The following is a 13,086-nucleotide window of genomic DNA, read 5'->3' as shown; positions in this document are numbered from 1 at the left end:
CCATGACCGACAGCAATCCGCTGACCGCCGACCTGCAATGCCTGCGCGACGCGCAGGCGCGCGACCCGATGCCGACCTGGGCACAGCGCGCGACGCGCCTGCGCGCGCTGGAAACGATGCTGCGCGAGCAGCGCGAAGCCTTCGCCGCGGCAATCCATGCCGACTTCGGCCAGCGCCCGGCCGAGGAGACGGACTTGCTGGAGATTTTCCCCAGCCTGTCGGCGATCCGTCACGCGCTCGGCCACGGCCGGCGCTGGATGAAGCCGCGGCGGCGCCTCGCCGACTGGCTGTTCCTGCCCGCGCGCACCGAACTGCGGCCGCAGCCGCGCGGCGTGGTCGGCATCATCGTGCCGTGGAACTACCCGCTGTACCTGGCCGTCGGTCCGCTGGTCGACGCGCTGGTCGCCGGCAATCGCGCCATGCTGAAGATGAGCGAGTTCACGCCGCGCTTCTCCGCGCTGTTCGCCGAGCAGGCGGCACGCTACTTCCAGCCCGACGAGGTGCGGGTGGTGACCGGCGACGCCGCGGTGGCGCAGGCGTTCGCCGCGCTGCCGTTCGACCACCTGCTGTTCACCGGCTCCACCGCGGTCGGCCACCACGTGATGCGTGCAGCCGCGGCCAACCTCACCCCGGTGACGCTGGAGCTGGGCGGCAAGTCGCCGGCGATCATCGGCCCCGGCGCGCGCTTCGAACACGCGGTGGAACGCATCGTGTTCGGCAAGCTGGTCAATGCCGGGCAGACCTGCATCGCACCGGACTACGTGCTGCTGCCGCGCGCGCGGATGGCGGAATTCATCGACCTCGCCGGCAAGGCGATGGCGCGGATGTATCCGCGGCTGGGCCAGAACACGCAGTACGCCAGCATCGTCTCCGACCGCCAGTACCGGCGCCTTGCGGCGCTGCGCGACGACGCGCTGGCCGCCGGCGCGCGCGTGCATCCGCTCGGCGAGGCGACGGAAGATCCGGCGCGCCGGCTGCTGCCGCCGCAGTTGCTGACCGACGTCGACGGCGGCATGGCGGTGATGCGCGAGGAGATCTTCGGCCCGCTGCTGCCGCTGCTGCCGTACGATTCGCTGGACGACGCCATCGCCTATGTCGCCGCCCGTCCGCACCCGCTGGCGCTGTACTTGTTCGAACACGATCAGGCCCGCATCGACCGGGTGCTGGCGCGTACCCACGCCGGCGGTGTCAGCGTCAACGACACGCTCTACCACATCGCCCAGCACGACCTGCCGTTCGGCGGCGTCGGTGCGTCCGGCATGGGCGGCTATCACGGCGAGGCCGGCTTCCGCACGTTCTCGCACCTGAAGCCGGTGTTCCGCCAGGCCCGCTTCAACGGCGCCGGCCTGCTCAATCCGCCCTACGGCGCACGCTTCCGGCGCATGCTCGCCCTGCTGCTGCGCCGCGGTTGAGATTCCCCGCGCACAAAAAAACCTCCCCGCCGGAGCGGGGAGGTTTCAATGCACGGTTACCGCAGGTCGGCCGTCAGAACTTGTACTGCGCCGACAAGCTCAGCAGGTTGCCGTAGTCGTCGAAGTTGCCCTTCAGCGTGTCGCCCGTGCTGTTGGTATTGTCGACGTGCGCGTTGTTGACGAAGATGTGCGCGTACGAGGCATTGATCTCGAAATGCTCGCTGGCCTTGTAGCCGATGCCGACGCTGGCCATCTTGCGGGTCGAATCGGGCACGCGCGGGCTGCGGGTGGCCAGGTAGGTCGGGCTGCTGTCGACCGCGATGCCGCCGCGCAGGGTCAGCTTGTCGTTGAGGTAGTAGTCGCCGCCGATCGAGGCGTAGACGGTGTTGCGCCAGTTGTACGGTTCCGAGGTCTGCGGCTGCGAGTTGCCGTAGTTCACCGTCAGGTTCTTGAACACGTCCCACTTGGTGTACGCGACATCGAGGCCGAGGCCGAACTTCTCCGCCTGGTGCCAGTAGCTCACGCTGGCCACGGCGGGCGTGGTGAAGTCGGCCGTGCCGGTGGTGTGGGAGAACGGCGGAATCGAGCTGGCCAGCGCCGGGTTGGTGAGCAGCAGGTCATAGCCCGGCGTGGTGGTGAAGTTGCCGGTACCCTGCAGGCGATGGCTGATCTTGGAGCGGTAGTTCAGCGCCAGCTTGTCGTTCGGCGTCAGTTTCCAGTAACCACCCAACTGCCAGCCGTAGCCCCAGTCGTCGCCCTTGATGCGCGCATAGCCATCCACGCCCGGAGGCGTCACCGCCGCCACGCCGGCCGCGGCAGCCTGGCCCTGCTGCACGGCCGCCTGGATCATCGCGGCGCCCTGCACCTGCGAGATCTGGCCGGCCGCGATGGCCGCCTGGATCTGCGCGACGCCGGCAGCGGTCTGCGCCCCGATGCCCTGCTGGATGCCCAGGCCCACGGCATTGAAATTGACCGCGCTGGTCAGCTCGGCGCTGGTCTTCTGCGCGATGAAGCTGGCACCGAGACTGAAGGTGTCGGTGACGTCGAACGACGCCGACAGCGTGGCGTCCAGCGACTGGAACTTGGACTTGATGCCGTGGTAGCGGCCGACCCAGTTCTTGTCGTATTCGGTCTGGAAGCCGAACGGCACCGAGAAGCCGGCGCCCACATGCACGCGGTCACTGACCTGGGTGGCGAAGAACAGCGCCGGCACCGGCAAGGTGGTGCCGCCGTCGCCGCCGTTGCCGCCGCTGATCGGGCGACCCAGCACGTCCGTGGCGCTGCCATCGAACTTGGTGCTGAAATTGATGGCGGTGACATCCGCCTGCAGGTAGGTGCCCTTCAAGTCGGTCATCGCGGCCGGGTTGTTGACCACCACCGAAGCGTCGCCGCCGGCCGTGGCGGAGCCCGCAAAGGCGCGGCCCAACCCCTTGGCGCTGTTCTCCTTGAGCTGGAATGCACTGGCATCTGCGCTCGCGGGTGCGACCAGGGCGCCCACAACCGCGATGCTCAGCGCGGCGAGCGCCAGTGGACGGGCGGCGCCCGTGAGGGAACGGAAAGACGTGTGCATCGCTAGCTCCTGCATATTGTTGGTGCAGCTCGGGGTAGTCATCGGTAGATCAGGCGGAAGAAAAATTCATACGCGCGTTTGAACTTCCTGCGCAGGACTTTGCCCTCTTGGACAAGGAGTTGCAAGTGCGGCCGCAACAAATAACTAACGCCAGCATTTCAATCGGATAGGCAGACTCGGATGGCCGGTCCAGCGGCAGGCGCTGTTACTCTCGCCTCCCCAGCGCCCGCCCTGCTGCCCACACCCTTCCAACACGGTGCCGCCATGCAATGTTTCGTCTATGCCAGCCTGCGCAAGGCCGACAGCTACCTGTGGATGGCGCAGCGCGACGCGTTCGACATGCTGCCCGAGCCGCTGGTGCTGTTGCTCGGTGAGCTGCGCTTCGTGATGGAGGTGCAGCTGGACGAGCAGCGCAAGTTGCCGGTGGAGGACACCGAACAGGTACTCGAGCATCTGCGCCTGCAAGGCTGGCACCTGCAGTTGCCGCCGCAGGAAACCCTGGCCACCGCCAACCATCCTGTCTACACGCACTCGCCAAGGGATGATCGGGGCGGGGATGATCGGGACGAGTGAATCGCGCATCATGTCGCCGGCGTTAACACTTGGTTACCGCCTGCACATCCAACGATTTCTATACTGTCCCCATGACCCAGCCCAAATCGCGACGCCGCCCTCCTTTCCTGCACGCCTTGGCCTGGTTCATTCCGGGGCTGCTCGCAGTCGCCGTCGCCGGACTGGTTACCCACCCGCTGACCCTGGTTCCGCTGCTGCTGGCGAATGCGTTGACCATGGCCGCGATCTGCCATGCGATCGGCTTCGACCCCGAGCCGCGCTTCGGCCGCACCGTACTGCGCCGTGGCGCCGCGCACCTGGTGATGTTCACCGGTTACACCGCGCTGGTGTTCGTGCTGGTCGCCTGGCCGATGCTGCAGCTGACCCAGGCGCCCAGCCTCAGCGCGGCGCTGGTGCTGGCCGCGGCGATGGTGCTGGCGCTGGTGGCGCTGTGGCGGCTGTGGCCGGCATTCGGCTTGGTGTTCGTGTGGGACGATGCCTACCCGAGCCAGCGCGACGGCTCGTGGATCTTCACCGCCACCTTGCGCAGCATGGCATTCGGCCGTCACCTGTCACGCGAGGAACGCTTCTTCAGCCACTTCCTGCCCGCCGCGTTCTCGCTGCTGGTGCTGGCGTTCGGCGCGATCGCGCTGACCGGCCTGTACGGCGTGCTGCCACCGGAGCCGCGCATCGCCGCGCTGGCGATCTATGGCGTGCTGCTGCTGCCGCTGGGCTGCCTGGTGATCGCCAACCGCACGTTGCGCGCGCTGCTGTGCGAACGCCACCAGCCGCGCCGGCAGGCCGACCGTGCACCGGTCGCCGCACCGCGCCCGGTGCTGAGCGAGCAGGAGCGCACCGCCGGCACGCCGGAACAGGCCGCCGCGCTGCTGGCCGCGACCCGCGACGGCGACATCGAGCGCGCGCTGGCTCTGGTCGAGGCCGGTGCCGACCCCGACACTGCACCGGGCACCGATGACCGCGACCAGCGTCCGGTGCTGATGCTGGCCGCGTTGCTGCCGGATACCCGCCTGCTGCGCACGCTGATCGCCAAGGGTGCCGACGTGAACCGCGCCAGCGGCGGCATCACCCCGCTGCTCGCCGCCACCCGCGACAGCTGGCACGGCCGCGCCGAGGCGGTGCTGACCCTGCTCGCCAACGGTGCCAGCCCGCTGGTCACTGACGCCGAGGGCAACACGCCGCTGCACGGCGCCGTGCTCAGTGCCGACGCCGGCGTGGCTGCGATGCTGCTGGATGCGGCCGCGCCGATCAATGCGTTGAACAAGGCCGGCATCAGCCCGCTCGCCACCGCCTGTCGCGCCGCCAACTGGCCGCTGGTCAAATTCCTGCTGGAGCACGGCGCCAAGCCGGCTCCCGCCGACGGCGAGCCGGCGCTGGTCGCCGCCGCCGGCATCGCCGACGACGATGTCGAAGGCGTGAAGCTGCTGCTCAAGCATCGCGCCGCGGTCAACGCGGTCGATGCGCGGCAACGGCATGCGCTACTCAGCGCCGCCGCCGAAGGCCACGAGCAGATCGCCCGCGCACTGTGCGCCGCCGGCGCCGACGTCAACCTGGTCGACCGCCACGGCAGCAGCGCGCTGATGGAAGCGGCGCGCGCCGGTGCCGGCGGCATCGTGCAACTGCTGGCCGAGGCGAAAGCCGACGCCGGCCTGCGCGACAGCCACGGCCGCGACGCGCTGACCCTCGCCTGCCAGTCGCCGCGTGCGCACGGCGAAACCGTGCGCGCACTGCTGGCGCTGGGCGCCGAGCCGAAAACCGCCGGCAGCGACGGCCGCAGCGCGCTCGATCACGCCGCCGCCGCCGGGCGCTGGGACCTGGTCGCCCTGCTCGATCCGGACACGCCGTTGCCGGCCAGCCTCAGCCAGGACGTGCTGGGCGAAGGCAGCGACACTCCGGCGCATCTGCTCGACGCGTTGCGCTTTGGCCACTGGGCCATCGTCTCCGGCTTCACCGAGCGCGTGCGCGAATGGCCGCAGCCGGAACTGGCCCGGCTGTACCTGGACCTGGCCACGCCGGGCCTCGCCGCGGCCCGCCGCTGGCTGCTCGATCACGGCCTGGACGCCGAAGCCCGACTGGAAGCGCCGCGCATCGACGACGCCGAAACCGTCGACGCACCGCACCTGCCGCCGCTGGGCCAGCGCCTGTTCGACGCCTTGCTGCAGCAGCTGCCGGACGCCACCGAAGCACTGGACGACCTGCTGCAGGCCGGTGCCAGCCCGGCCGGCACCGGCCTGCTGGCGCAGGCGCTGGTGCACTTGAATGGGGCCGCGCAGGGCGCCGCGCTGCCGCTGAACCTGCTCGAACGCGGCGCCGATCCGTTCGGCGCGGACGCCCGCGAACGCACGCCGCTGCAGCTGGCCGTGGTCAACGCGCAACTGCCGCTGCTGCAGGCCCTGCTGGCCCGCGGCTGCGATCCGAACACGCGCGACCGCGACGGCCGCACGCCGCTGTTCGCCGCGCTGGAACATGGCGCGCAGGCACTGCCGCTGGTGCGCGCACTGATCGCCCACGGCGCGAATCCCGAAGCGGCCGACGCGAACGGCGAAACCCCGCTGGGCCTGGCGCTGGAGCATCCGGCGGTGGAACGCTGGCTGGACTGGCGCGACTGGCCGCGGCCGAATCGTGCGCTGCGCGCCGAAGACCTGCCCGCCGCCGCGAAGGCCGGCGCACTGGCCAGCGTGCAACGCCTGCTGGAACTGGGCTTCGCCGTGGACACCCGCGACAGCCAGGATGCCACCGCACTGCTGCATGCGTGCGGCGCCGGCCATCGCGACATCGCTGCCTGCCTGCTCGACGCCGGCGCCGACCCGTCGCTGGCCGCACGCAGCGGCGTGACACCGCTGGCCGCTGCGGTGGCCGCTCGCCGCGAGGCCCTGGTTGCGCTGCTGCTGCAACATGCAGTCGCGGTCGACCAGCGCCTGCCGAACGAGGCCACCGCCTTGATGGTGGCCGCGGCCATGGGTTATCCGGACGTCGCCGAACAACTGCTGGACGCCGGCGCCGACGTCAACGCGGTCGACGACGCCGGCCGCAGCGCGCTGCACGCGGCCGCCCAGTTCGGCTTCGAACACAACGACAGCCTGCGCGCGCGGCGCCTGTTCGATGGCCTGCTCAAGCGCGGTGCCGACATCAACCACGCGGACAACGAAGGCAAGACGCCCTTGCTGCTGTTGCTCGGCGCACAACTGCGCCCGGGCAGCGAATGCGACGCCACCCATATCGGTGCGCTGGTGCCGCTGCTGCTGGAGGCCGGCGCCAAGGCGGAACACGCCGACCAGCGCGGCGTCACCGCGCTGCACGCCTGCGCCATGCATGCCCTGCTGCCGCCGGCGCGCGTGCTGCTGTCGCGCGGCGCCGACCGCAACGCGGCCGATGCGTTCGGGCGCACCGCCGCCGACGTGGCGCGGCAGCTGGGCTACGTCGACATCGCCCACGAGCTGGCCGCACGCAGCAGCGCGATCCCCAGCGTGCGGCAGACCCTGCGCCAGCCGGCGCAACCGTCGGATTAGAGATGCCCTGAGGCGCCGACCTATTCCTCTTCCTCGCTGGTCAGCGGCGTGGCCGCATCGCGCTGGCGTTCGCGTTCCGCGCTGCGCTCGGCATCCGCCTCGAACAACCGCTGCAGGTCGACCAGCGCGTCGCGCGTGCTCTGGATCAGCTTGGTCTCGTCGTCGTAGACCAGCGCCTGCTTCTTCAGCAATTCCTCGTCGTAGCGGCGGAAACGCTCGACCCGGTCGGCCGCCAGCTCGTGCGTCAGGCCGAGCGCCTCCAGCGTCTTGCGGGTCATCTTGAGGCTGGAGTGGAAGGTCTCGCGGACCGGCTCTTCGACACCCATGTCCATCAGCCGGAACACGTGCTGGCGGTTGCGTGCGCGGGCGATGATCTTCAGGTGCGGGTACTGCCGCCGCACCAGCCGCGCGGTGCGCAGGTTCGCCTCCGGGTCGTCGGTGGCGAGCACGAACACCTCGGCCTTGTCGGCCTGCGCCGCGCGCAGCAGTTCCGGCCGCGCCGGGTCGCCGAAGAACAGGTTGACGCTGCCGAAGCGGCGCGACTGATCCACCTGGTCGGCCGAATGCTCCAGCGCCACGAACGGGATGTTCTGCGCGCGCAGCACGCGGGCGATGATCTGGCCGACCCGGCCGAAGCCGGCGATGATCACCCGCGGCGTGTCGGCCTCGATCGTGTCGAACTCGCGCGCCGGTTTCCTCGGCATCACGTTCAGCGCCTTCGCCGCCAGCACCACCAGCAGCGGGGTCAGCGCCATCGACAAGGTGATCGCCAGCACCAGCGCGTCGCGCTGAACCATGCCGATCAGCCGTTGTTCGGCCGCCTGGCGCAGCACCACGAACGCAAACTCGCCGCCGCAGGCCAGCAGTACCACCAGGCGCAGCGTGTCGGAACGGTTGAGCCCGCCGAGCAGCCGCCCGAGCGGCCACAGCAGCACGCTCTTCAGCAGCAGCAGCGCCAGCACCAGGCCGAGCATCCAGCCCGGCCGGTGCAGCAGCAGCGACAGGTCCATCGACATGCCGACGCTGATGAAGAACAGCCCCAGCAGCAGGCCCTTGAACGGTTCGATGTTCGATTCCAGCTCGTGCCGGTACTCCGAATCGGCCAGCAGCATGCCGGCCAGGAACGCGCCCAGCGTGGCCGAGACGCCGGCCATCTCCATCAGCAGGGCCACGCCCATCACCACCAGCAACGCGGTGGCGGTGAACACCTCCACCGAATCGGCCTTCGCCACGAAACGGAATACCGGGCGCAACAGGTAGCGGCCGCCGACGATCACCGCCACGATCACCCCGACCGTGCGCAGCACCGCGAACAGGTTGAAATCCTGCGCGGTGGAGGAAGCCAGCAGCGGCACCGCGGCGATCAGCGGGATCGCCGCCAGGTCCTGGAACAGCAGGATCGAAAACACCTGGCGGCCGTAGGCGGAACCGGCCTCCTTGCGCTCGGCCAGGATCTGCAGGCCGAATGCGGTGGACGAAAGCGCCAGGCTGCCGCCCACGATCGCCGCGCCCTTGCCGGTGAGGCCGAACAGGAAATAGCCTGCCGCCGCGATCGCCACGCTGGTCGCCAGCACCTGCAGCAGGCCGGTGCCGAACACCGAGCGGCGCATTACCCACAGGCGTTGCGGCGACAGCTCCAGGCCGATCACGAACAGCATCAGCTCGACGCCGAACTCGGAGATCGTCGCCACCCCTTCGGTATCGTTGACCAGGCCCAGCAGCTGTGGCCCGATCACCACGCCGGCGATCAGGTAGCCGAGCACCGCGCCCAGCCGGAAGCGCTTGGTCAGCGGCACCGCGATCACCGTGGCGAGCAGGAACACCACCGCGGTCTGCAGGAAATGATGGCTGTCCACGCGCTGGGCGACTCCGGTCGGCGATGCCCGATTATTCCACGCGAAGGATGACCGCACGGCATATCCGCACCGTTTCCATGACGGGCTGCCGAAAAAAGATCAGGCCCGCACGAGGCGGGCCTGATCTGCATGCAGAAGCGGCGTGCCGCTTACGGTTTCGGCGCGTCCTTCAGGCCGCGGTTTTCCAGCATCGGCTCGATCTCGGGATCGTGGCCGCGCCAGTCCTTGTACATCTTCGCCAGCTCCTCGGTGTTGCCGCGCGAGAGCACCATCGCACGGAAGCGGTCGCCGTTCTCGCGAGTCAGGCCGCCGTGCTCCTTGAAGCCCACGAACGCGTCGTCGGCCAGCATCTGCGTCCACAGGTAGGCGTAGTAGCCGGCCGCGTAGCCGTTGCCCCAGATGTGCTGGAAGTAGCTGGAACGGTAGCGCGGCGGCACGTAGCCGAGATCGATCTTGTCCTTCTTCAGCGCGGCGGCCTCGAACTGATCGGCGTCCTGCAGCGGCGCATCGGCGCCGAGCATGTGCCAGTTCATGTCGAGCAGGGCGGCGGAGACCAGTTCGGTCATCTCGTAGCCCTTGTTGAACTTGCCGGCCTTCTTCATCTTGTCGACCAGCGCCTGCGGCATCGGCGCGCCGCTCTTGTAGTGCTTCGCGTAGTGGGCGAACACCTTCGGATCGGTGGCCCAGTGCTCGTTGAACTGCGACGGGAACTCGACGAAATCGCGCGCGGTATTGGTACCGGACAGGGTCGGGTACTGCTCGTCGGCGAAGATGCCGTGCAGCGCATGGCCGAACTCGTGGAACATGGTGATCACGTCGTCGAACGAGAGCAGCGCCGGCTGGCCCGCCGCCGGCTTGCTGAAGTTGGCCACGTTGAAGATCACCGGCTTGGTGCCCAGCAGCTTCGACTGCGTGACCAGGTTGTCCATCCAGGCGCCGCCGTTCTTGTTGTCGCGCTTGAAGTAGTCGGTATAGAACAGCGCCATCGAGCGGCCGTCCTTGTCGAACACTTCGAACACTCGCATGTCCGACTGGTACACCGGGATGTCGTGGCGTTCCTTGAAGGTCAGCCCGTACAGCTGGTTGGCGGCGTAGAACACGCCGTTCTGCAGCACGTCGTCCAGTTCGAAGTACGGCTTGATCTGGTTCTCGTCGAGGTCGAACTTCGCCTTGCGCACCTGCTCGGCGTAGAAGTTCCAGTCCCACGGCTCAAGCTTGAAATCGCCGTGCTGCTTGTCGATCAGCGCCTGGATGTCGCCCGCCTCGGTCTTCGCGCGGGCGGTGACCGCGGGCACCAGGTCCTGCATGAACTTCAACGCCGTCTGCGGCGTCTTCGCCATCTGGTCGTCCAGCTTCCACGCCGCGTAGTTCGGGAAGCCGAGCAGCTTCGCCTGTTCGGCGCGGATCTGCGCCAGCCGCTCGATGGTCTTGCGCGTGTCGTTCGCGTCGCCCTTCTCGGCGCGATTCCACGAGGCCTCGAACAGCGCCTGGCGGGTGGCGCGATCGCTCAGGTCCTGCAGCTCGGGCTGCTGGGTGGTGTTCTGCAGGGTCAGCACGTACTTGCCGTCCTGCTTGCGGTCCTTGCCGGCCTGGGCCGCCGCGGCAAGTTCGGCGTCGGACAGGCCGGCCAGCTTCGCCTTGTCGGCGATGACCGGCGCGGCGTCCTTGGTGGCGGCGAGCAGCTTGTTGGTGAACGCGGTGCTCAGCGTCGACTCTTCCTTGTTGAGGTCCTTCAGCTTCGCCTTGTCGGCGTCGGAGAGTTTCGCGCCCGCATGCACGAAGTCCTTGTAGACCACCTCGACCAGGCGCGCGGATTCGGGATCGAGCTTGAGCGTGTCGCGCTGGTTGTAGATCGTCTCGACGCGCTGGAACAGCTTGCTGTTGAGATGGATCGCATCCTCGTGCGCGGCCAGCTTCGGCGCTTCCTCTTCCTGCACCTTCTGCAGCGTGTCGTTGGTGTTCGCGCCGGTGACGGCGTTGAACGCGGCCATCACCCGATGCAGCATGGCGCCGGATTTCTCCATCGCCACGTAGGTGTTCTCGAACGTGGGCGGCTCCGGGTTGTTCGCGATCTTCTCGATCTCGGCCAGGTGCTGCTTCATGCCCTCTTCGATCGCGGGCTGGTAGTCGGCGTCGTGGATCTTGTCGAACGGCGGCGCCTGGAACGGCAGCGTGCTGGCGTTGTAGAACGGGTTGCTGGTCATGTCGGCGGTGGCCGTTGCAGTACTGCTGGCGGAAGCAGCCGAGGCCGCCGACGCAGGCGGGTTGGCGGCGCCCTCCGGCTGCGGCGAGCAGGCGGCCAGGGCCACCGTGGTGGCGATCACAATCATGCGCAGACGAAACATCGGGTATCCCCAGGTGGCGTGCCCGTCGCCGGGTACGGAAAGTCGTAGCCGCCGACTGTACCGACATGCACGGGTACTTTCCAAACGGCGCAGAATCCTGCGCTCAGGCTGCGCGCAGATCGCGCAGCTGCCACGCCGCGCCGATCAGCAGGTACAGCCGGTGGCGCACCACGCTCATCGGCAGGTCGGTGACCAGGTCCACGTCGGTGCGCAAGTCGGCGACCCGGGCGTTCACCTGCGCCGTCGGGTCGGTGGCGCCGAGGCTGGTATCGACCGCATCCGGATCCGGTTGCGCCGCACGCCAGCGCTGGAACAGGCCGTCGTCGTGCAAGGCCTGCTGCAGCGCCGCCGCGAAATCGTTCGGACCGGCGCCGTCGTACGCAAAACGCGGATCGTCGCCGCGCGCGTGGGCCAGGTCGGCGATCGAAAGGTAGTAGTGGTTGCGGGCCATGTTGCCTCCGGCGGTGGGAACCGGTGCCTATCCAAGCACGACCGACGTGAAGGCCGACACCGCCGCCGCCAACTCACCAGCCGCCGCGGCCGGCGCCACCCCGTGCGGCAGCACGCCCAGGCACGGCGCCGGCAGCAGTTCGCGCAGCGTGGCCAGGTTTTCCTCCGGCGCGTCCATCGCCGGATCGACCCGGTTGCCGACCCAGCCCAGCAGGTGACAGCCATCGGCCAGGATCGCGCGTGCGCTGAGCTGGGCATGGTTGAGGCAGCCCAGCCGCAGCCCGACCACCAGGATCACCGGCAATCGCCACTGCATCGCGATATCCGCCGCGAACAATCCCGGCGCCAGCGGCACCAGCCAGCCGCCCACGCCTTCGACCACCACGCGTTGATGGCCGGCGCTCAACCGATCGAACGCCGCACGCATCGGCGCAAGAGAAATTTCCACGCCCTCGTGCGCCGCCGCCAGGTGCGGCGACAGCGGATCGCGCAGCGCCACCGGGTTGATCAGCGCATACGGCAGGTTCGCGGCGCTGCCCGCCGCCTGCAGCGCCAGTGCGTCGTCGTTGCGCAGGCCATCGACGGTTTCCACGCAGCCGCTGGCGACCGGCTTCATGCCGCAGGCGCTGTATCCCGCCGCGCGCAGCGCATGCAGCAGCGTGCACGCCGCATGGGTCTTGCCGATGCCGGTGTCGGTGCCGGCGATGAACACCGCGGCCGTCATGCCCGCGTGCTGCGCCGGCCGAAACGGTCCGCGACCGCTGCGCCTCGATGGTCTTCGCGCTGTCCAGCCAGGCTCACACTGCATTCTCGTCATGATCGCTCGGCGCATAATACGGGCTTTGCTGCAGGACACGCCGCATGTTCGAACTGAAAGCCCATACGTACGCCAGCAAGCGCGAGCACTACGCGGACCTGGTGCAGCAGGCGCGCGGCATCCTCGCCGGCGAGCGCGACCTGATCGCGAACGCGGCGAACTTCGGCGCGCTGATCTACCACAACCTGCCCCAGCTCAACTGGGCCGGCTTCTACCTGTACGACGGCACCGAGCTGGTGGTCGGCCCGTTCCAGGGCAAGCCGGCGTGCATCCGCATCGCGCTCGGCCGCGGCGTCTGCGGCACCGCCGCGCAGACGCGCGAAACCCAACTGGTGCGCGACGTCAATGCGTTCGCCGGGCACATCGCCTGCGACGCCGCCTCGCAATCGGAGATCGTGGTGCCGTTGATCAAACCCGACGGCAGCCTGCTCGGCGTGTGGGACGTGGACAGCCCGGTCATCGACCGCTTCGACGAAGATGACCGCGCCGGGATGCAGGCGCTGTGTGCCGTATTCATGGAATCCGTGCACGGCTGACTGCCCTGCCTCTGACCAGGC

9 protein-coding genes are annotated in these 13,086 nt (G+C 68.9%); 4 read left to right on the top strand and 5 right to left on the bottom strand.

What is annotated here, in order from left to right:
- Positions 1 to 2 precede the first annotated feature (2 nt).
- Positions 3 to 1,412 (top strand): coniferyl aldehyde dehydrogenase, encoded by a 1,410-nt coding sequence (locus tag ABIE04_RS09895; protein WP_354549369.1) that lies wholly within the window; start codon positions 3 to 5, stop codon positions 1,410 to 1,412.
- 73 nt (positions 1,413 to 1,485) lie between these two features.
- On the opposite strand, the gene ABIE04_RS09890 is transcribed toward ABIE04_RS09895, so the two are convergent.
- Positions 1,486 to 2,982: an OmpP1/FadL family transporter gene (locus ABIE04_RS09890; RefSeq protein WP_354549365.1), complete on the bottom strand. Its 1,497-nt coding sequence runs from the start codon at positions 2,980 to 2,982 to the stop codon at positions 1,486 to 1,488.
- A gap of 264 nt (positions 2,983 to 3,246) precedes the next feature.
- Here ABIE04_RS09890 and ABIE04_RS09885 point away from each other — a divergent pair, with 264 nt between their 5' ends.
- Both ABIE04_RS09885 and ABIE04_RS09880 read left to right on the top strand, forming a co-directional pair.
- Complete coding sequence (locus ABIE04_RS09885; RefSeq protein ID WP_354549361.1) at positions 3,247 to 3,555, top strand: YcgL domain-containing protein; 309 nt, start codon at positions 3,247 to 3,249, stop codon at positions 3,553 to 3,555.
- A gap of 71 nt (positions 3,556 to 3,626) precedes the next feature.
- A complete protein-coding gene (locus ABIE04_RS09880; RefSeq protein WP_354549357.1) occupies positions 3,627 to 7,061 on the top strand; it encodes an ankyrin repeat domain-containing protein in 3,435 nt (1,144 codons plus the stop codon).
- Positions 7,062 to 7,081: 20 nt separating this feature from the next.
- On the opposite strand, the gene ABIE04_RS09875 is transcribed toward ABIE04_RS09880, so the two are convergent.
- The 4 genes from ABIE04_RS09875 to bioD all read right to left on the bottom strand — a co-directional run bounded on the left by ABIE04_RS09875 (position 7,082) and on the right by bioD (position 12,436).
- Entirely contained in the window at positions 7,082 to 8,917 is a 1,836-nt protein-coding gene (locus ABIE04_RS09875; RefSeq protein ID WP_354549353.1) for a monovalent cation:proton antiporter-2 (CPA2) family protein, read from the bottom strand.
- Between the two features lie 149 nt (positions 8,918 to 9,066).
- Positions 9,067 to 11,262, bottom strand: coding sequence for a peptidyl-dipeptidase Dcp (gene dcp / locus ABIE04_RS09870; RefSeq protein ID WP_354549350.1), 2,196 nt, complete (start codon positions 11,260 to 11,262; stop codon positions 9,067 to 9,069).
- Between the two features lie 103 nt (positions 11,263 to 11,365).
- Positions 11,366 to 11,713, bottom strand: coding sequence for a hypothetical protein (locus ABIE04_RS09865; RefSeq protein WP_354549346.1), 348 nt, complete (start codon positions 11,711 to 11,713; stop codon positions 11,366 to 11,368).
- Between the two features lie 27 nt (positions 11,714 to 11,740).
- Positions 11,741 to 12,436, bottom strand: a complete 696-nt coding sequence (gene bioD, locus ABIE04_RS09860) for a dethiobiotin synthase (RefSeq protein WP_354549342.1) — start codon at positions 12,434 to 12,436, stop codon at positions 11,741 to 11,743.
- 137 nt (positions 12,437 to 12,573) lie between these two features.
- On the opposite strand from bioD, the gene ABIE04_RS09855 reads away from it, so the two are divergent.
- Positions 12,574 to 13,065, top strand: a complete 492-nt coding sequence (locus ABIE04_RS09855) for a GAF domain-containing protein (RefSeq protein ID WP_354549338.1) — start codon at positions 12,574 to 12,576, stop codon at positions 13,063 to 13,065.
- The last annotated feature ends 21 nt before the right edge of the window (positions 13,066 to 13,086 follow it).

It is taken from the genome of Rhodanobacter soli, assembly GCF_040548735.1.
In the GTDB taxonomy this organism is placed as follows: Bacteria; Pseudomonadota; Gammaproteobacteria; order Xanthomonadales; family Rhodanobacteraceae; genus Rhodanobacter; species Rhodanobacter soli_A.
Note: the sequence above shows the minus strand (reverse complement) of the source record. Positions and strands in the feature narration are given on the sequence as shown.